The 19,702-nt window shown below is 71.3% G+C and carries 16 protein-coding genes and 1 pseudogene; 3 read left to right on the top strand and 14 right to left on the bottom strand.

Going from position 1 to position 19,702, the window contains the following annotated elements; translation table 11 throughout:
- Position 1 precedes the first annotated feature (1 nt).
- The 12 genes and pseudogenes from secD to pgsA all read right to left on the bottom strand — a co-directional run bounded on the left by secD (position 2) and on the right by pgsA (position 11,609).
- Positions 2-1,786 (bottom strand): protein translocase subunit SecD, encoded by a 1,785-nt coding sequence (secD, locus tag ACIQ9E_RS13545; RefSeq protein ID WP_403706415.1) that lies wholly within the window; start codon positions 1,784-1,786, stop codon positions 2-4.
- A gap of 144 nt (positions 1,787-1,930) precedes the next feature.
- Positions 1,931-2,425, bottom strand: a complete 495-nt coding sequence (yajC, locus tag ACIQ9E_RS13550) for a preprotein translocase subunit YajC (RefSeq protein ID WP_403706417.1) — start codon at positions 2,423-2,425, stop codon at positions 1,931-1,933.
- Between the two features lie 168 nt (positions 2,426-2,593).
- Positions 2,594-3,622 (bottom strand): Holliday junction branch migration DNA helicase RuvB, encoded by a 1,029-nt coding sequence (gene ruvB / locus ACIQ9E_RS13555; RefSeq protein ID WP_403706823.1) that lies wholly within the window; start codon positions 3,620-3,622, stop codon positions 2,594-2,596.
- 196 nt (positions 3,623-3,818) lie between these two features.
- Complete coding sequence (gene ruvA / locus ACIQ9E_RS13560; RefSeq protein WP_403706418.1) at positions 3,819-4,433, bottom strand: Holliday junction branch migration protein RuvA; 615 nt, start codon at positions 4,431-4,433, stop codon at positions 3,819-3,821.
- Positions 4,430-4,981 (bottom strand): crossover junction endodeoxyribonuclease RuvC, encoded by a 552-nt coding sequence (gene ruvC / locus ACIQ9E_RS13565; RefSeq protein ID WP_403706825.1) that lies wholly within the window; start codon positions 4,979-4,981, stop codon positions 4,430-4,432. The genes ruvA and ruvC overlap by 4 nt, the downstream gene beginning before the upstream one ends.
- A gap of 120 nt (positions 4,982-5,101) precedes the next feature.
- Positions 5,102-5,854 carry a YebC/PmpR family DNA-binding transcriptional regulator gene (locus ACIQ9E_RS13570; RefSeq protein ID WP_006350317.1) on the bottom strand — a complete coding sequence of 251 codons (753 nt, stop codon included), beginning with the start codon at positions 5,852-5,854 and terminating at the stop codon, positions 5,102-5,104.
- 75 nt (positions 5,855-5,929) lie between these two features.
- Positions 5,930-6,517 (bottom strand): pyridoxal 5'-phosphate synthase glutaminase subunit PdxT, encoded by a 588-nt coding sequence (gene pdxT / locus ACIQ9E_RS13575; protein ID WP_403706420.1) that lies wholly within the window; start codon positions 6,515-6,517, stop codon positions 5,930-5,932.
- Positions 6,517-7,437, bottom strand: a complete 921-nt coding sequence (gene pdxS, locus ACIQ9E_RS13580; RefSeq protein WP_006350315.1) for a pyridoxal 5'-phosphate synthase lyase subunit PdxS — start codon at positions 7,435-7,437, stop codon at positions 6,517-6,519. The genes pdxT and pdxS overlap by 1 nt, the downstream gene beginning before the upstream one ends.
- Positions 7,438-7,628: 191 nt before the next feature.
- On the bottom strand, positions 7,629-8,174 hold the full coding sequence (locus ACIQ9E_RS13585; RefSeq protein ID WP_403706422.1) for a hypothetical protein: 546 nt from the start codon (positions 8,172-8,174) through the stop codon (positions 7,629-7,631).
- A 245-nt stretch (positions 8,175-8,419) separates the two neighbouring features.
- Complete coding sequence (locus ACIQ9E_RS13590; protein WP_403706424.1) at positions 8,420-9,637, bottom strand: glycosyltransferase family 4 protein; 1,218 nt, start codon at positions 9,635-9,637, stop codon at positions 8,420-8,422.
- Positions 9,638-10,014: 377 nt separating this feature from the next.
- Positions 10,015-10,923: pseudogene (locus ACIQ9E_RS13595) on the bottom strand (phosphatidylinositol mannoside acyltransferase); the annotation flags it as partial.
- Positions 10,920-11,609 (bottom strand): phosphatidylinositol phosphate synthase, encoded by a 690-nt coding sequence (pgsA, locus tag ACIQ9E_RS13600; RefSeq protein WP_403706425.1) that lies wholly within the window; start codon positions 11,607-11,609, stop codon positions 10,920-10,922. The pseudogene ACIQ9E_RS13595 and the gene pgsA, both read right to left, overlap by 4 nt.
- A gap of 439 nt (positions 11,610-12,048) precedes the next feature.
- On the opposite strand from pgsA, the gene ACIQ9E_RS13605 reads away from it, so the two are divergent.
- Complete coding sequence (locus ACIQ9E_RS13605; protein ID WP_403706427.1) at positions 12,049-14,262, top strand: elongation factor G-like protein EF-G2; 2,214 nt, start codon at positions 12,049-12,051, stop codon at positions 14,260-14,262.
- A gap of 282 nt (positions 14,263-14,544) precedes the next feature.
- Complete coding sequence (locus ACIQ9E_RS13610) at positions 14,545-16,197, top strand: hypothetical protein (RefSeq protein WP_403706429.1); 1,653 nt, start codon at positions 14,545-14,547, stop codon at positions 16,195-16,197.
- A gap of 94 nt (positions 16,198-16,291) precedes the next feature.
- On the opposite strand, the gene ACIQ9E_RS13615 is transcribed toward ACIQ9E_RS13610, so the two are convergent.
- The gene (locus tag ACIQ9E_RS13615) at positions 16,292-16,849 is read right to left on the bottom strand and encodes an HIT family protein (RefSeq protein WP_403706431.1); all 558 of its coding nucleotides are present in this window, start codon (positions 16,847-16,849) and stop codon (positions 16,292-16,294) included.
- A gap of 65 nt (positions 16,850-16,914) precedes the next feature.
- Between ACIQ9E_RS13615 and ACIQ9E_RS13620 the strand changes: the two genes are divergently transcribed.
- Positions 16,915-17,676, top strand: a complete 762-nt coding sequence (locus tag ACIQ9E_RS13620; RefSeq protein ID WP_403706433.1) for a potassium channel family protein — start codon at positions 16,915-16,917, stop codon at positions 17,674-17,676.
- A 23-nt stretch (positions 17,677-17,699) separates the two neighbouring features.
- On the opposite strand, the gene thrS is transcribed toward ACIQ9E_RS13620, so the two are convergent.
- Positions 17,700-19,676: a threonine--tRNA ligase gene (thrS, locus tag ACIQ9E_RS13625; RefSeq protein WP_403706435.1), complete on the bottom strand. Its 1,977-nt coding sequence runs from the start codon at positions 19,674-19,676 to the stop codon at positions 17,700-17,702.
- Positions 19,677-19,702 lie beyond the last annotated feature (26 nt).

The raw sequence follows: 19,702 nt of genomic DNA on the forward strand, positions 1-19,702 counted from the left end.
CTCACGCCTCCTTCGGTTCGGTGGGGGCGGTGGTACGGCGGGAGCGGCGCAGCGGGGGCTTGGCGCCGAGGCGCGCCGGGTCGAGCCCGGACCACGGGTGGCCGTTGCCGAAGAACTTGGTCCGCGCCAGCAGCGTCATCAGCGGCTTGGTGAAGAAGAAGACCACGACGACGTCGAGCAGGGTGGTCAGGCCCAGCGTGAAGGCGAAGCCCTGCACCTTTCCGACCGTGACGGCGAAGAGCACCGCGGCGGCCAGGAAGGACACGAAGTCCGAGACCAGGATGGTGCGCCGGGCACGCGGCCAGGCCCGCTCGACCGCGGGGCGCAGGGTGCGGCCCTCGCGGATCTCGTCCCTTATCCGTTCGAAGTAGACGATGAACGAGTCGGCGGTGATACCGATGGCGACGATGGCACCGCAGACGGCCGGCAGGTTCAGCGCGAAGCCGATACCGGGGCCGAGCAGGGACATCAGGGAGTAGGTGAGGACCGCGGAGGCCAAGAGGCTGAGGATCGCGACGATCGACAGACCGCGGTAGTAGACCACCAGGTAGATGATGACCAGCGCGAGGCCGATGGCGCCCGCGATCAGACCGGCCCGCAGCTGCTCGCCGCCGAGGGCGGCGCTGACGGTGTCGACGCTCTGCTCCTCGAAGCTCAGCGGCAGGGCACCGTAGGAGAGGATGTTGCCCAGGCTCTGGGCGGACTCCCGGTCGAAGCTGCCGGAGATCTCGGCGTTGGCGCTGAGGGTCTGCTGCACGCTCGGGGCCGACATCACTTCACCGTCGAGCACGATGGCGAACTGGTTCAGCGGCGCCTGCTGCTGGGACAGCTTGGAGGTGATCTTCTCGAACTTCTTCGAGCCGGACTTCGTGAAGTCCATGGTCACGATCCACATACCGCGCTGCTGGTCGAGCTGGCCCTTGGCCTCGTCGACGTCCTTGCCGTCCACCTCGGCCGGGCCGAGGATGTACTTCTCCCACTGGTCGGCGCTGTTCTTGCCGCAGGCCACGATCGTGTCCTCCGGCTTGACGTTCTCGTTGAGCGCGCTGCGCTCCTCGGGCTTGGTGCAGTTCAGCGCGGTGAACCGCTGCTCCAGGTCCGAGGCCGCCGGGGTGCTGGGGGCCGGGGTCTTGGCCGCGGCCTCCTTGTCGGCAGGCTTGTCCGCCGGCTTGTCGGAAGCGTTGGCCGCCGGAGAGCCCGAGGTGCCGGGCGACGGCGCCTTCAGACCCTCGGTGACGGCCCGGCCCTGCGCGGTGGCGGCGGCGCTGGCCTTCGCGGGCGGGCTCGCCTTGCCGTCGCCCTTGCCCTTGTCCCCGGTCCCGGCGGAGGCCGAAGAGCTGGGCGAGGGGGCGGGGGTCTCCTGCTTGACCGGTCCGCCCGCGGCGACGTTCAGCACCGGCCGGAAGTAGAGCTGCGCGGTCGTACCGACCTGCTTGCGCGCCTCTTCCGAGTTCGTCCCCTTGGGGATGTTCACGACGATATTCGACGAGCCCTGGGTCTGGACCTCGGCCTCGGAGACACCGAGACCGTTGACCCGGCGCTCGATGATGCCGACCGCCGTGTTCATGTTGGTCTCGTTGACGGCGCTTTCCTTGCCGGGCTCCGCCTTGGCCTTCAGCGTGATCGTCGTACCGCCGGCCAGGTCGATGCCCAGCCGTGGGCTGGTGTCACCGGACAAGAACATGCCGCCGGTCAGCGCGGCCATGACGATCAGGATGAACGCCAGGGTGCGTCCTGGCTTCCCCTGAGCCCCCGTGGGCCTTCGGCCCCTCTTCGGTGCTGCCACCTTCTCGATTCTCCCTGTCCAACCGTCCCGCGCCGGGTGTGCGACGGGGCGGCCACGAAGTGTTGTGGGGCCCAGCCCCCCGCAGAAGTCAACACGATCACGGGACCGCCGGGCACCCCTTGTGCCCGGCGGTCCCGGTGATGGCTACTTCTCGCCGTCCGCCTTGCCGTCCTTGGACGGAGCGGCCTCCTCCGGAGCGGCTTCGGCGGCGGTGTCCGCTTCGGCGTCCTTGCCGGCCTCCGGCTTCTTGCCGAGGTCGATCTTGGCGTCCCCGGCGGGCTCGCCAGCCTCGGTCAGCGACGAGGCGTCGTCCGGCACGGCCGGCAGCTCCTCGTCGGCCGGGGCGGCTTCGGGGTCGTCGCCGTGGACGATGTGGTTGTACTCCTCGTCCGAGAGGACCGCGCCGATGGCGTTCTTCGCGTACACGGCGTAAACACCGGGGGCAACCTCAAGGAGCACGGTTTCGTCGTGAAGCTCCTTGACGGTGGCGTACATGCCCCCGATCGTGCGGACCCCGGTGCCGGGCTGCATGGAGTCGCGCATCTCCGCCGCCTGCTGCTGCTTCTTCTTGGCGGAGCGGGTCATCAGGAACATGGCCCCGATGAGCACGATGAAGGGGAGGAAGGTCAGGAGACTCACGGGAAGAAACTTCCTTCACACGACCGCGTGGATTGTGGCGGCCTATCTACGGGGGGTGGGCGCGCCGACCTGAGAAGGGCGGCATCGGCGGAGTCTAGGCGAGTCCGCGTGCATGGAACAACGCCCAGCATCCCACCGTAGTTCCTGGCAGGGACAGTATCCGCGCCGTCACGCCCCGAACAGGCCCTGTTGTCCGCTTGCGCCCGGGACCTGCGCGGGCGGGGTGAGACCGAGGTGCGCCCAGGCTGCGGGAGTCGCGATCCGGCCCCTGGGGGTGCGCGCCAGCAACCCCTCACGGACGAGGAAGGGCTCCGCGACCTCCTCGACGGTCTCGCGCTCCTCCCCCACCGCCACGGCCAGCGTGGACAGACCGACCGGTCCGCCGCCGAACAGTTTCAGCAGGGCCTTCAGCACGGCCCGGTCGAGCCGGTCGAGACCGCGGCTGTCGACCTCGTACACCCCGAGGGCGACGGCGGCCACCTCGCGGTTGATCACACCGTCGGCCTTGACCTGGGCGTAGTCGCGGACCCGGCGGAGCAACCGGTTGGCGATCCGGGGCGTGCCGCGGGAGCGTCCGGCGATCTCGGCGGCGCCCGCGGTGTCGATCTGCACATCGAGCAGTTGCGCCGAACGGTGGACGACCCGCTCCAGCTCGGCGGGTTCGTAGAACTCCATATGCGCGGTGAAGCCGAAGCGGTCCCGGAGCGGGGGCGGCAGGAGCCCGGCCCGGGTGGTGGCGCCGACCAGGGTGAACGGGGGCAGCTCCAGCGGGATGGCGGTGGCGCCCGGACCCTTGCCGACGATCACGTCGACCCGGAAGTCCTCCATCGCCATGTAGAGCATCTCCTCGGCGGGACGGGACATCCGGTGGATCTCGTCGAGGAAGAGGACCTCGCCCTCCTGGAGGGAGGACAGGATCGCCGCGAGATCACCCGCATGCTGGATGGCAGGGCCGGAGGTGATCCGGATCGGGGCCTGCATCTCGGTGGCGATGATCATGGAGAGGGTGGTCTTGCCCAGGCCGGGGGCGCCCGACAGCAGTACGTGGTCGGCGGTGGCACCCCGGGCGAGGGCGGCCTTCAGCACCAGGTCGAGCTGCTCCCGTACCCGCTCCTGGCCGACGAATTCGGCCAGCGACTTCGGGCGCAGGGCCGCCTCGACGGCCTGGTCCTCGCCGTCGGCGGCCGCGGCGACCAGCCGGTCGGCCGCCGGGTCCGCGCCGTCCCCGTGCTCCCCGTACGCCCCGGGTCCCTGGTGGTCCCCGGCGGCCCGGTCGCCGTCGTCGGAAGTGGTGTCGTACCGGTTCACTGCGCCTGTGCCTCGTGTCGTCGGGCGGCCGGGGCCGCGGTGGGTCGGATGCGCCCCGGCCGGGCCGGGGCCCGCCGGGCCGGGGTCATCGGGTCCGGTTGAGCGTCCGGAGCGCCGCCTTCAGCAGCGGGCCCACCGCGGGGGTGCCGCTCTCGGCCTCGGCCTGCGGGGCGACGGCCGCGACCGCTTCGTCGGCCTCGCGCGCCGCATAGCCCAGACCGATGAGGGCCGCGTGGAGCTGGTCGCGCCACGGCGGGGGCACCGCGGCTCCCCCGCTGCGGGCGGCGGGCGCGCCGACCGGGGCGCCGAGCCGGTCCTTCAGTTCGAGCAGGAGCTTCTGGGCGCCCCGTTTCCCGATCCCCGGGACCGCGATCAGCGCCTTCTCGTCGCCGGTGGCGACGGCGGCGCGCAGGGCGTCGGGCGCGTGGACGGCGAGCATGGCCTGGGCGAGCCGGGGGCCGACTCCGCTCGCGGTCTGGAGCAGCTCGAACACCTGGCGTTCGTCCTCGTCCGCGAAGCCGTACAGGGTCAGGGAGTCCTCGCGGACGACGAGGGAGGTGGCGAGGGCCGCCTCCTCGCCGATGCGGAGGCGGGCGAGGGTGTCGGGTGTGCACTGGACGGCCATGCCGACGCCGCCGACCTCGATCACCGCGGTCGTCGGGGCGAGTGCGGCGACCTGGCCACGGACGGAGGCGATCATGCGGTACGGCCTTTCGGGGGCTGGGCGGAGGGGGCGGCGCGGTGCCGGGCGACGGCTTCCTGGAGGCGGTTCTGGGCGGGGCTGCGCCAGATATGGCAGATGGCGAGTGCCAGGGCGTCCGCGGCGTCGGCCGGCTTGGGCGGGGCGGCGAGCCGCAGCAGGCGGGTCACCATCGCGCCGATCTGGGCCTTGTCGGCCCGGCCCGAGCCGGTGATCGCGGCCTTGACCTCGCTGGGGGTGTGGAGCACGACGGGGATGCCGCGGCGGGACGCGCAGAGCATGGCGACCGCGCTGGCCTGGGCGGTGCCCATCACCGTACGGACGTTGTGCTGGCTGAAGACCCGTTCGACGGCGACCCGTTCGGGGCGGTGCTCGTCCAGCCAGGCCTCGATGCCCTGCTCGATGGCGACGAGCCGGTCGCCGAGGTCGGCGTCGGGCGGGGTCCGGACGACGCCGACGCCGACCATGGTCAGCGGCCGGCCGGCGATTCCGTCCACCACGCCCACTCCGCACCGGGTCAGCCCCGGGTCGACCCCCAGCACGCGCACGCCGCCCCCTTCTTCGGTCATCTGTTTGTGCAGGCTATCGGGCGGCACCGACATCGGACGCGAACAAGGGCGGGCCGGAGGGTGTTTCTCCCTCCGGCCCGCCCTTGTTTCGCGGCCGGATCAGATGTCGACCTTCGCCATGACCTCGTCGGAGACGTCGAAGTTGGCGAAGACGTTCTGCACGTCGTCGCTGTCCTCCAGGGCGTCGATCAGCTTGAAGATCTTCCGCGCGCCTTCCTCGTCCAGTTCGACCTGCATGGTCGGGACGAAGTTGGCCTCGGCGGAGTCGTAGTCGATGCCCTGCTCCTGGAGGGCGGTGCGGACCGCGACCAGGTCGGTGGCCTCGCTGAGCACCTCGAAGGACTCACCGAGGTCGTTGACCTCCTCGGCGCCCGCGTCCAGCACGGCACCCAGCACATCGTCCTCGGTCAGCTCGCCCTTGGGGACGATCACCACGCCCTTGCGGTGGAAGAGGTACGAGACGGAGCCCGGGTCGGCCATGGAACCGCCGTTGCGGGTCATCGCGACGCGTACGTCCGATGCGGCACGGTTGCGGTTGTCGGTGAGGCACTCGATGAGCACCGCGACACCGTTGGGGCCGTACCCCTCGTACATGATCGTCTCGTAGTCCGCGCCGCCCGCCTCCAAGCCGGCGCCGCGCTTGAGCGCGGAGTCGATGTTCTTATTGGGCACCGACTGCTTCTTCGCCTTCTGGATGGCGTCGAAGAGGGTCGGGTTGCCCTCCACATCGGCGCCGCCCATCCGGGCCGCGACCTCGATGTTCTTGATGAGCTTCGCGAAGAGTTTGCCGCGCTTGGCGTCGATCACGGCCTTCTTGTGCTTCGTCGTAGCCCATTTAGAGTGGCCGGACATCTGCCTGTCTCCTTCGCGTAACCCGTTGCTGCTGCTCTGCTGCTGTGCGCAGGCTGCGATCCTACCGGGATCCGTTCACCCGGCCGCGCGCACCATCTCCGTGAACAGCGCGTGGACCCGGTGATCGCCGGTCAGCTCGGGGTGGAACGAGGTCGCGAGCGCACGACCCTGCCGTACGGCGACGATATGGCCGTCGTGTTCGGCGAGGACCTCGGCCTCCGCGCCCACCGACTCGACCCAGGGGGCGCGGATGAAGACGCCCTCCACGGGGCCGTCGATACCGGTGACGTCCACCGCCGCCTCGAACGACTCGTTCTGCCGGCCGAAGGCGTTCCGGCGGACGATCATGTCGATACCGCCGATCGTCTCCTGACCCGAGCGGGGGTCGAGGATCTTGTCGGCCAGCATGATCAGCCCGGCGCAGGTGCCGTAGACCGGCATTCCGGCGCGGACCCGCTCGCGCAGCGGCTCCAGTACCCCGAAGACGGTCGCCAGCTTGGACATCGTGGTGGACTCGCCGCCGGGTATCACCAGGGCGTCGACCTCGGCCAGCTCCTCGGGCCGCCGTACGGGCCTGGCCACGGCGTCCGCCGCGGCCAGGGCGATCAGATGCTCCCGTACATCGCCCTGGAGGGCGAGGACACCGATCAGGGGGGTGGTCACTACCAGCCCCGGTTGGCGTAGCGCTCGGCCTCGGGCAGGGTGTCGCAGTTGATGCCGACCATGGCCTCACCCAGATTGCGGGAGGCATCGGCGATGATCTTCGGGTCGTCGTAGAAGGTGGTGGCCTTCACGATGGCGGCGGCGCGCTTGGCCGGGTCTCCGGACTTGAAGATGCCGGAGCCGACGAAGACGCCCTCGGCGCCGAGCTGGCGCATCAGCGCGGCGTCGGCGGGGGTGGCGACACCGCCGGCGGAGAAGAGGACGACGGGCAGCTTGCCCAGCTCGGCGGCCTCCTTCACCAGCTCGTACGGGGCGCGCAGCTCCTTCGCCGCGGCGTACAGCTCGTTGTTGTCGTAGCCGCGGAGCCGGGCGATCTCGTTCTTGATCTGGCGCAGGTGGCGGACGGCCTCGACGACGTTGCCGGTGCCGGCCTCGCCCTTGGAGCGGATCATCGCGGCACCCTCGGCGATCCGGCGCAGCGCCTCGCCCAGGTTGGTGGCGCCGCAGACGAACGGCGTGGTGAAGGCCCACTTGTCGGAGTGGTTGACCTCGTCGGCGGGGGTCAGCACCTCCGACTCGTCGATGTAGTCGACACCGAGGGACTGGAGGACCTGGGCCTCGACGAAGTGCCCGATACGGGACTTGGCCATCACCGGGATGGAGACCGCCTCGATGATCTCTTCGATCATATTGGGGTCGGACATCCGGGCGACTCCGCCGTCCTTGCGGATATCGGCGGGAACCCGCTCCAGGGCCATGACGGCGACGGCGCCCGCGTCCTCGGCGATCTTCGCCTGCTCGGCGTTGACCACGTCCATGATGACGCCGCCCTTGAGCTGCTCGGCCATACCGCGCTTCACGCGGGCGGTGCCGGTCGCGGGGGCGTCGGACTGCGGGGTGCTGGAGAGCGTGCTGGACACGGAGACCTCACTCGGTGACGGATTGCTGCGAAAACGCTGGAAACCCTGAAAAGACTCAAGGACACGAACCGCGGGGACGGTCGCGACACCGATGGAACAACTCCGGATCAGTCCACGACAAGGGCCAATGAGTAGCCGGTGGATCGTTTTCGCTGGTCAGCCGGGCGGGTGGGCACCGGGGCCGGAGTGCGTCAGCTGCCGGGGCGGTCGGCGAGCGCGGTCGGCGGCGTGTCGTCCATCTCGAAGGCGAGCGGGAAGGGGGCGTGCCCTGCGAGCCGGAACCAGCGCACCTTGCGGTGGCGGCGCAGGGCGCGGGCGGCGCGTACGGCGTCGTTGTGGAAGCGCCGGGCCATGGGCACCCGGCGTACCGCGTGCGCCAGTTCGTCGGCGGCCTCCTCCCCGCCGGGAACCTCGCGTACGGCCTCCATCTGGGCGGGCTCCTCGAACACCGCCCTCAGCGCGGCGCTCAGTTCGCTCTCCGCGACCTCGCGCTGGTCCTCCTCGGCCTGCCGGGCGGCGTGCGCGGCCTCGTACAGCACGATCGACGCGGCGGGGTCCAGAACTCCGGAGGTGGCCAGTTCCTGGGTCACGGAGGCCCGGCGCAACAACTGCGCGTCGAGTGCGGCGCGGGCGGCGTCGATCCGGGTGTGGAGCCGGTCGAGCCGGCCGGCGGTCCAGCTCAGATAGAGGCCGACCAGGACGAGCGCGACAAGGATCCAGATGAGTGTTGCGGTCACGCTGCGCTAGCGTAGCGGGCCGCTGCGCTCCCGCCGGGGGCTCCCCCGCGAGACCTCCGACAGCGGCGCCCGCGCGGGCCCGGCCGGTTCGCGCCCCGGTGGGCCGGAACCCGGATCCGTGCGCCCCGGGTGGACCGTGCGCTGCCGGAAGGCGGTGGGGCGGCCTCCGGTGCGGCCGGGGCCGCCCGGCATCCCCGGACGGGCCGGGTACGGGTCCCGTCTCCGGGCCCGGCCCCGGCCGGTTGTCACTGTCGTCCCGGCGGGCCCTGTCCGCCGCCGCCGCGCGAGGCGCCGCCGCGGGCCAGGCCGAGGCGGCTGCGCAGGCCCGGCCGGTCGTCGGTGGCGACGGAGGCCGCGCCCGCGGTCACCGTCTCGTAGACCGCCAGGATGTCCGCGCCGACCGTGGACCAGTCGAAGCGCCGGACATGCGCCAGAGCGCGCTTCCGGAGTGCCGTACGGCGCTCCGGGTCGCCGAGCAGCCGGATCGCGGCGTCGGCGAGGGAGTCCGGGTCCTCGTTGGCGAACAGCTCCCCCGCCGCGCCCTGGTCGAGGACCTGCGCGAAGGCGTCGATATCGCTGGCGAGCACCGGGGCGCCCGCCGACATCGCCTCGACCAGGATGATCCCGAAGCTCTCGCCGCCGGTGTTGGGCGCCACGTACACATCGACGCTGCGCAGCAGTTTCGCCTTGTCCTCGTCGCTGACCATGCCGAGGAACTCGACCCTGGACCGCAGTTCGGGCGGCAGGGAGGCGACGGCCTCCGCCTCGTCGCCGCGCCCGGCGACCAGCAGCCGGGTGCCGGGGCGGGCCGCCAGGATCTTCGGGAGGGCCTTCATCAGGACGGGCAGGCCCTTGCGCGGTTCGTCGATCCGGCCGATGAAACCGAGAACGCCGGCGTCCGGTTCACCCTGCCACTCCTTGCGGGGCTCGGCGTGTTCGAAGAAGGCGACGTCGACGCCGTTGGGGATGGTGACGGCGTCGCCGCCGAGGTGCTCGACGAGGGTGCGCCGGGCGTACTCGCTGACCGCGATCCGGGCGCTGATCTTCTCCAGCGCGGGCTGGAGGATCGGATATGCGGCGATCATCGCGCGGGAGCGCGGGTTGGAGGTGTGAAAGGTCGCCACGATCGGGCCCTGGGCGGCCCAGCAGGCGAGCAGTCCGAGGGACGGCGAGGTCGGCTCGTGGATATGGATCACGTCGAAGGTGCCGTCGTGCAGCCAGCGGCGCACTCGGGCGGCCGACAGGAAGCCGAAGTTGAGCCGGGCGACGGAGCCGTTGTACGGGACGGGGACGGCGCGCCCGGCGGAGACCACATAGGGCGGCAGCGGGGTGTCGTCGTCGGCGGGGGCGAGGACGGACACCTCGTGACCGAGCCGGATGAGGTGTTCGGCCAGATCGCGGATGTGGAACTGGACCCCGCCGGGGACGTCCCAGGAGTACGGGCAGACGATGCCGATCTTCATGCGGTGCCCCCGTTCCGCGCGTCGGCGGGCTTCGCCGCGGTGCCGGTCTCCGCCGCCTCCGGCGGCGCGCCCGTGCCGTCGGAGGCACCCCCGGAGCCGTCGGGCTCGCGCTCGGCCGGGGCCGTATCCGGGCCGGCGGCTCGCGCGGAGCCGTCGGGCGCCGGGGTCCTCGCGGGCCCACCGGCCCGCGGCTCCCCCGCAGCCGTACCGGAATCATCTGTTCCGCCGAGGTCACCCCGGCCGCCGGGGCCACCGGCCGGGGTGTCGCCGGGCCCGCGCGGACCGGCGGCCGCCGGGGAAGAGCCGGGTCCGCCGGTGCCGGGCGCCGGATCCCGGCCGGAGCGCCGCTCGCGCCGCTCATTCGGCTCCTGCGGCTCCCGCGGCTCCAGATCGGCGAGCCACAGCCGCTGGAGCATGTGCCAGTCCTCCGGATGTTCGGCGATCCCCGCCGCGTAGACGTCCGCGAGCGCCTGGGTCATGGCGGCCGTCTTCTCGGCGCGGGTGCCGGTTGCGGGCACCTCGACGGGCGGATGGACCCGGCCCCGCATGGCATCGCCCTCGTACCAGAGGGTCACCGGCAGCAGCAGCGCCCCGGTGTGCTGGGCGAGGAGCGCGGGGCCCGCGGGCATCCGGGCGGTCTCGCCGAAGTACTCGACGTCGACGCCGGAGGACGACAGATCGCGGTCGGCGACGAGGGCGATCAGACCGCCGTCCCGCAGCCGCCTGGCGAGGGTGCCGAAGGCGGAGCCGCCCGCGTGCGGAAGGACCTCCATGCCGAGGCTCTCGCGGTAGGCCACGAAGCGGTCGTACAGGGATTCGGGCTTCAGCCGCTCGGCCACCGTGGTGAAGGGGGTTTCCAGGATCCGGGTGACCCAGACGCCCGCCAGATCCCAGTTCGCCAGGTGCGGCAGGGCCAGGATCACGCCGCGGTCGGATGCGATGCCGTCGGTCAGCCGCTCGACGTCGTGGATGACGACGCTGTCGCGCACCTTCCGGGTGCTCCACGCGGGCAGCCGGAAGGACTCCATCCAGTAGCGCATGTACGAGCGCATTCCGGCCTTCGACAGTTCGGCCAGCTGCTCGGGCCCGGCGTCGGGCACCACGCGCGCCAGATTGGCCTCCAGCCGCAGCACCCCGGCGCCGCGGCGCCGCCACGCGGTGTCGGCGATGGTGCGGCCCAGCCGGACCGCCACCGGTTCCGGGAGTCTCTTGACCGCCGCCCAGCCGAACCCGTACAGCCCGTCGGCGAGCCGCTCGCGGGCGGTCACCGGCGTACTCCCGGTCATGCCGCCCCGGCCCCGCTGGACCGGCCCCCGGATCCCCCCGAACCCGCCGAGCCCGCCGCGTCCGCCTCGGCGGACTCGCGCCGGACGGTCACCACGCGCTGGCCGAGGGTGACCGCGCTGCCCGCGGCGACGATCCACAGGGCGATCGGCAGCAGGATCTCGACGCCCGGCACCCCGAAGGCGGCCAGTCCGGAGAGTCCGGCGGCGACCAGCGAGATCACCAGCCGCTCGGCCCGCTCGACCAGGCCGTTCACGGCGACGGGCAGCCCGATGGCCTCGCCGCGGGCCTTGGTGTACGACACCACCTGACCGCTGGCGAGGCAGAAGATCGCCACGGCGCACAGGATGTTGTCGTCGCCCTTGCCCGCGTACCAGAGCGCAAGACCGCCGAAGATCGCGCTGTCGGCGACCCGGTCCAGCGTGGAGTCGAGGAAGGCGCCCCAGCGGCTGGAGATCCCCGCCTGGCGGGCCATATTGCCGTCGACCAGATCGGAGAAGACGAAGAGGGTGATGACGATCGTGCCCCAGAAGAACTCCCCGCGCGGGAAGAAGACCAGCGCACCCGCGACGACTCCGGCCGTACCGATGAGGGTGACGGCGTCGGGGCTCACGCCCCGGCGGAGGAGAAACGCGGCGAACGGTGTGAGGACACGCGTGAAGAATGCACGCGCGTACTTGTTCAGCATGGCCTTCCCGAGGTTCGGTTCCGCCGTGCGGCCCCGACGGCCACCGGCTGGCCCATCGTAGCCACGACCGGCGCGGCCCACCGGCCGGGCACCCGGCTCGGCCCGCCCCGGACCGTTCCGTACGGCCTGCGGCGGCGGTACGGAAGGGACCGTACGGCACCGGCCGGGCGGCGGCCGCCGGCATCACAACCCGCCATCGGCGCCCCGCGCCCGGGCCCCGCCGTGCGCGATGTATGGACGCCTCCCGGTGTCGGTGGAAAGCTCGAAGGGCGACTGCGGGCACCGACGGAGCGGCCCCGACCCCCCTTCGCCCCCTCTCCGGCCCCCGTTTCCCGCCCCGCCCGCGGCCCGGCACCTCCGCTCTTCCCCGTGCGCCGGCCGGAACGCGAACGGTCCCGGCGCACCGATCCGGATCCGTATCGACCGGGAGGCAGGAATCATGGGCGACAAGGCGAACGCACACCCCGGAGCCGCCGGCAGGGCTACAGCGGCCGACCGGCCCGCATCCGTACGGAATGTGGTGCTGGTCGGCCACAGCGGTTCCGGCAAGACCACCCTCGTGGAAGCCCTGGCCCTCACCGCGGGCGCGGTGAACCGGGCGGGCCGGGTCGAGGACGGCGGCACGATCTCCGACTACGACGAGATCGAACACCGCCGGCAGCGCTCCGTACAGCTCTCCCTCGTCCCGCTCGACTGGGACGGGTACAAGATCAACCTGCTGGACACCCCCGGGTACGCCGATTTCGTCGGCGAGCTGCGGGCCGGGCTGCGGGCGGCCGACGCGGCGCTGTTCGTGGTCTCGGCGGCCCAGGAGCCGGACGCCATCGGCGGGGCGACAAGGGCCGTCTGGGACGAGTGCGCGGCCGTCGGGATGCCGCGGGCGATCGTCGTCACGCATCTGGAGACCGCGCGGGCGGGGTACGAACAGCTGACCGCGGTCCTCGCCGAGCTGTTCGGCGGCGACGACCCCGATGCCGTACTCCCCCTCTATCTGCCGCAGTACGGGGAGCCGGGCCCCGACGGGCACACCCCGACGACCGGCCTGGTGGGTCTGCTGACCCGGAAGATCTACGACTACTCGGGCGGCCGGCGCGAGGAGATCCCGCCCGTTCCGGAGCAGGAGCCGCTCATCGAGGAAGCCCGGAATCGGCTGATCGAGGGAATCATCGCCGAGAGCGAGGACGAGAGCCTGATGGACCGCTATCTCGGCGGTGAGGACATCGACGTCAAGACCCTCGTCGGCGATCTGGAGAAAGCGGTCGCCCGCGGCACCTTCCACCCGGTGCTGGCCGCGGCGCCCGCCGCCGACGGCGCCCGGCACGGCCTCGGCACGGTCGAACTCCTGGAGCTGATCACCCGGGGCTTCCCGACCCCGCTGGAGACCGAGTGTCCGCAGGTGACGTCCCCGCGGGGCGAGACCCGTCCCCGTCCGGTCTGCGATCCGGACGGACCGCTGGTCGCCGAGGTGGTGAAGACGTCGTCCGATCCGTATGTGGGCCGGATCTCCCTGGTCCGGGTCTTCTCCGGGACTCTGCGCCCCGACGAGACGGTCCATGTGTCGGGCCACGGGCCGGCCGAGCGGGGCCATGAGCCGCCGGAGCTGCACGAGGCCGACGAACGGGTCGGCGCGCTCTCCGTACCCTTCGGCAAACAGCAGCGGCCGCTTCCCCGGGTGATCGCCGGTGATCTGGCCTGCGTCGCCAAACTGGGGCGGGCCGGAACCGGCGATACGCTCTCCGCCAAGGACGATCCACTGCTGATGGAGCCGTGGCAGATGCCGGACCCGCTGCTTCCGCTGGCGGTCCGGGCCCATAGCAAGGCCGACGAGGACAAGCTCTCGCACGGGCTGAACCGGCTGGTCGCCGAGGATCCCGCGATGCGCCTCGAACAGAATCCGGACACCCGCCAGGTGGTGCTGTGGTGTCTGGGCGAGGCCCATGCGGATGTGGCGCTGGAACGGCTGCGCAGCCGGTACGGCGTCGAGGTGGACGTGATCGCACACCGGGTGGCGCTGCGGGAGACCTTCGGCGGCGCGGCTTCGGGCCGGGGCCGCCATGTCAAGCAGTCCGGCGGGCACGGCCAGTACGCGATCTGCGAGATCGACGTCGAGCCGCTGCCCCCGGGCTCCGGAATCGAGTTCGTCGACAAGGTCGTGGGCGGCGCGGTCCCCCGCCAGTTCATCCCCTCCGTCGAGAAGGGGGTACGGGCCCAGGCGGCCCGCGGGGTCACGGCCGGATATCCGCTCGTCGACATCCGGGTCACCCTCAGGGACGGCAAGGCGCACTCGGTGGACTCCTCGGACGCGGCCTTCCAGACCGCGGGCGCGCTCGCCCTGCGGGAGGCGGCCGCGGAGACGGCGATCCATCTGCTGGAGCCGGTGGCCGAGATCCGGGTACTGGTTTCGGACGAATACGTCGGCCCCGTGATGAGCGATCTGTCGGGACGGCGGGGCCGGGTCGTGGGCACCGAGCAGTCGGCGGGCTCCCGGACCCTGGTACGGGCCGAGGTGCCCGAGATCGAAATCGGGCGGTACGCGGTCGATCTGCGGTCCATCTCGCACGGCACGGGCCGGTTCAGCCGGGCGTACGCGCGGCACGAGGCGATGCCGCAGCAGGTGGCCGACCGGCTGCGGCAGGAGAGCGGCGGCGCGTAACGGCAGGACTCCGGTATGCCGTCCGCGCGGGAACCGGGCGGGGGCGGCAGACCGGACGGTGCACGAGGGCAGGCCGGAAGCGGTACGGCGGGCCCGCGGCGGCCGGACGGCTCCCGGGCGGACCCGGCGGCTCCGGCGGACGCTTCCGGCCGATTCCGCGCTCCCGTGACGAAGCGCCTACACCCCGGATACGCTGAGGTGCCCAGTTCAGCAGGTGTGCGGAGCAGGGCAGTTGGGAATGAGCCGCGGCAGGCGGCGGCGACGGGGCGATGGGGGCGGCAAGTGGCGGACGGATTCGACTTCACTCCCGGGGCGCAGGTCCCGATCCAGGGCTCGGCGGGCCAGACGGCCGCGACCAGCGCCCTGGCCTCGGCGGCGTACCGCGACAGCCCGGTCGAGCAGATCCTCGACGCCAACAACGAGTGGCACAAGTCCGATGTGAAGAAGGGGAAGTTCTCCCTCTTCGAGCCCAATCTCGGCGAGGCGTTCTGCCGGGCGGTGCAGGCGCGCACGCTCGGCGGCGCGCGCGGTGCGCTGATCCAGTCCTTCGGTACGGACGCCCGGATGATCGTCGAACACTGTCTGGCCGCCGGCGGGCTGCGCAAGGAGCGCGATGTCAAGCTGACGGTGATCACGGCCGTCTGCGGACTGCTGTTCCTGCCCGGAATGCTGCTGTGGATGGGCGTCTTCCAGCTCCGCCGTACGCTGGCCGGCTCCCAGGACAAGAAGGCCGGAGCGTTCGGCACGGCCCTGCTCGTCGCCATCGCCGCGGTGACGGTGATCTTCCTGATCAAACTGCCGTTCACCGGTTTCCTCGGCTACTACGTCCGCGGAATGATCATCGCTCCGGTGGTCGGCTGGTTCCTGGCCAAGCGGATCTGCGAGAAGTCCGCGGTCGATATGAGATCCCGCTGGGACGGACTGCTGTCGGGCGGCGGAATCGCGGCCAAGGTGCCGGGGACGGTGCCCGGGAACCCCAACGAGAAGGGGCGCGAGGAGCTGCGCCAGGGGCTGGAGAAGCTCTCCTCCGAGCAGCTCGCCAACTCGGTCTTCTACGCGGGCCCCAAGGGCATACTGGGCATGGGTACCCGCTGGGGCAGCTGGCAGATGGCCGAGGAACTGGTCTCCCGGGATCCGGCCAAGGAGATCAACCAGTTCCGCAGCTGGGACGTGATACGGGCGATCCACGACAAGCTGAAGCTGCTGGAGCGCGGCCCGCTGAACTCCGGCGGTTTCCCGGCCCCTTCGGTCAAGCACTGGATCGTCTCGCCGGTCGCCGAAGGTGCGGGCGGCGTGTCCCGCCCCGAAGGCCAGGAGGTGGAAGCCTTCCAGGTCAAACCGCACGAGATACAGCGGATCTGCAACCACCAGCAGTTCAGCGGGGGCAACCGGCACTATCTCGGAGTGCAGTTCGTCCTCTGGGACGGCCAGCTGGTGATCACCATGATGATCAACGTCACGGTGCTCCACGAGACGCTCCGCGTCGAGGTGACCGGCCATGCGCTGGGCCCGGTCCACGGACTGTTCACCACCAAGTCGTCGCCGAAGACGAAGACCGTGAACAAGACGATCCGCTTCTGGGAGACCCGCGATATCGTGCTGCCGCTGGTGGAGGCGAAGGAAGTGGTCCGGCTCGCCGTCCGGGCGCCCTTCACCTGGTATCCGCCGCTGCTGGACTTCCTCGGCGGCAAGCTGGCACTGCCGGAGCCGTTCGGACTGCGGCACGCCTGGGCGGAGCAGCCCTGGCGGCACCGGTTCATGGCCGACGACGCGATGCGCGCCGCGACCCCGGTACTGCGGGTCGCCCATGCGGCGGCGCTGAGGGTGCTGGAGGAGAACGGCGTGGACACCGACCGCTTCGCCGGCCGCTCCATGGCGGTCAGCGGCGCGGTCCAGGATCCGTCACCGCGGAAGGCCGACCTGTACGACGCGTGATGCGGCTTCCTTCGAAGGGGCGTGCCGGGGTCACCGGCGCGCCCCTTCGGCTCACTCGCCACCGCGCCGAGCGCCACTGCGGGCGCGGGGGGGCTCAGGCGGGCCAGGCGGCGGCGAGCATCGTGCGGGTGTCCGCGAGGAGCTGCGGCAGCACCTTCGTATGCCCGACGACGGGCATGAAGTTGGTGTCGCCGCCCCACCGCGGCACGATGTGCTGGTGGAGATGGGCCGCGATACCCGCACCGGCCTCCACACCCTGGTTCATCCCGATATTGAAGCCGTGCGCGCCGGACGCGGCCCGCAGCGCGGTCATGGCGTGCTTGGTGAAGAGCGCCAGCTCCGCCGTCTCGGCGTCGTCGAGTTCCGTGTAGTCGGCGATATGCCGGAACGGCACCACCATCAGATGCCCGCCGTTGTACGGGTAGAGGTTCAGCACCGCGTAGACCGCCGAGCCGCGGGCGATGATCAGCCCGTCCTCATCGGATTTACCGGGAATATCACAGAACGGGCAGCCGTCGCCCGCCTCGGGTCCGCTCGGCTTGTTCTCGCCCTGGATGTACGCCATCCGGTGCGGCGTCCACAAGCGCTGGAACGCGTCCGGCGTCCCCACCCCGACCTGCTGTTCCGGCTCGTTCGTCATGCTGTGCAGCATATGGCGTGGCCGGTGCGCCGCGTGTCGCCGGGGGCGGTGCCCGCGGTCTTGGCGATGCTGGTGCGGTGAACCCCCCGAGGACCTCCGGCCGCGACGGCGAGCCCCCCGAGCAGCATCCGAACGGCGCAGACGGTACGGACGGCGAGCGGGCCGAGAGCCGCGAGGAGCGGATGTGGCGCTGGCGCCGCCGGACCGAGGTCCCGCTCTTCGTCGCGTCGACGGTGTTCCTCGGCTGCTACGCGGTGCGGATCCTCGACGACGATCTCCCGCAGGGCTGGCGGGACGCGCTGCTCGCGGTCACGTACACGGCGTGGGCGATGTTCGTGGCCGACTTCGCGGTCCGCTGGCGGATCAGCGGCCGCGGCCTCTCCTTCGTCCGGAGGCATCTGCTGGACGCGATCGTGGTGGTGCTGCCACTGCTCCGTCCGCTGCGGATCGTGGAGATCTACGATTCGGTCCAGCACCGCCACGAGCACGCCCGGCTCTCCCTGTACGCGCGGGTGATGTCGTACGCGAGCATGACCGCCGTGCTGCTCGGCTTCGCGGGCGCGCTCACGGTGTACGCGGCCGAACGCGGCGCCCCGGGGGCCACCATCAGGACCTTCGGGGATTCGGTGTGGTGGGCCTGCTCCACGCTGACCACGGTGGGGTACGGGGATGTGACACCGGTGACGCCGAAGGGCCGGACGGTGGCGGCGTTCATGATGGCCGGGGGTCTGGCGCTGCTCGGCGCCGTGACGGGCTCGTTCTCGTCCTGGCTGATCCAGAGGTTCGCGCTCGACGAGGACAGAAGGCCCCCGGGGGGATTCCCCGGGGGCCTCGGCTGAGCGGAGCGCGCGGCGCGGCCGGATCAGACCTGGACGCGGTCCGAGACGACCTGCGCCAGCTTCGCCAGCGCCTGCTCGCGCGGGATGCCGTTCTCCTGGGAGCCGTCGCGGTAGCGGAAGGAGACCGTCCCGGCGTTCATATCGTCGTCACCGACGATGATCATGAAGGGCACCTTGAGCTTCTGGTGGGTCCTGATCTTCTTCTGCATCCGGTCGGACGAGCCGTCGACCTCGACCCGCAGACCGAGCTTCCTGGCATCGGCGGCGAAGGTGTGCAGATAGTCGACGTGCGCGTCGCCGACCGGGATGCCGACGGCCTGTACGGGGGCCAGCCACGGCGGCATCGCGCCCGCGTAGTGCTCCAGCAGCACCGCGAAGAACCGCTCGATGGAACCGAACAGCGCCCGGTGGATCATGACCGGCCGCTGCCGGGAGCCGTCCGGGGACGTGTACTCCAGGTTGAACCGCTCGGGCAGGTTGAAGTCGAGCTGAATCGTCGACATCTGCCAGGTGCGGCCGATGGCGTCCCGGGCCTGGACGGAGATCTTCGGGCCGTAGAAGGCGGCGCCGCCCGGGTCGGGGGTGAGCGGCAGACCCTGCTTCTCGGCGACCCCGCGGAGGACCTCGGTGGCCTCCTCCCAGGTGTCGTCCGAGCCGACGTACTTCTCCGGGTCCTTGGTGGACAGCTCCAGATAGAAGTCGGTCAGACCGTAGTCCCGCAGCAGGTTGAGGACGAAGGTGAGGGTCCGGTCCAGCTCTTCGGCCATCTGCTCGCGGGTGCAGTAGATGTGCGCGTCGTCCTGGGTGAAGCCGCGAGCCCGGGTCAGTCCGTGCACGACGCCCGACTTCTCGTAGCGGTAGACCGTGCCGAACTCGAACAGCCGCAGCGGCAGTTCGCGGTACGAGCGGCCCCGCGCATCGAAGATCAGGTTGTGCATCGGGCAGTTCATGGGCTTGAGGTAGTAGTCCGTACCCCCGTCGAGCTGCATGGGGGGGTACATGCCCTCGGCGTACCAGTCCAGGTGTCCGCTCTTCTCGAAGAGGGCGCCCTTGGTGGCGTGCGGGGTGTAGACGAACTCGTACCCCTCCTCCTCGTGCCGCTTGCGGGAGTAGTCCTCCATGACCCGGCGGACGGTGCCGCCGCGGGGGTGGAAGACGGCGAGGCCGGAGCCGATCTCGTCGGGCACGGAGAACAGGTCCAGCTCGCTGCCGAGCCGGCGGTGGTCGCGCTTCTCGGCCTCGGCGAGGAAGTCGAGATGGGCCTTCAGCTCGTCCTTGGACGGCCAGGCGGTGCCGTAGATCCGCTGGAGCATGGGGTTCTTCTCGCTGCCCCGCCAGTACGCGGCGGCGTTCCGCATCAGCTTGAACGCCGGGATCGCGCGGGTGGTCGGCAGGTGGGGACCGCGGCAGAGGTCCTTCCAGCACAGCTCGCCGGTCTTCGCGTCGAGGTTGTCGTAGATGGTCAGCTCACCGGCGCCGACCTCGACATCGGCGCCGTCGTCGCTGGAGGCGGAGCCCTTGAGCCCGATCAGTTCCAGCTTGTACGGCTCCGCGGCCAGCTCTTCGCGGGCGGCCTCGTCGCTCACCACCCGGCGGGCGAAGCGCTGGCCGCGCTTCTGGATCTCCTGCATCTTCTTCTCGACGGCCTTGAGGTCCTCGGGCGTGAACGGCTTCTCGACATCGAAGTCGTAGTAGAAGCCGTCCTTGACCGGCGGGCCGATGCCGAGCTTGGCCTCGGGGAACAGCTCCTGCACGGCCTGGGCCATCACATGCGCGGTGGAGTGGCGGAGGATGTCGAGACCGTCGGGGGACGAGATCTCCACCGGTTCGACCTGCTCGCCGTCGCCGAGCACATAGGCCAGGTCCTTCAGCTCTCCGCCGACCCTGGCGGCGATCACGGAGCGCTCACCGGCGAAGAGGTCAGCGGCCGTCGTGCCCGTGGTCACCACGCGCTCTTCCCGCTCGGAATCGCGTTGGATGATCACACGGACGTCGGACACCGGTTTCTCCTGACTGACGAGGGGGC

The sequence above is a fragment of the Streptomyces sp. NPDC094448 genome (assembly GCF_044763775.1).
In the GTDB taxonomy this organism is placed as follows: Bacteria; Actinomycetota; Actinomycetes; order Streptomycetales; family Streptomycetaceae; genus Streptomyces.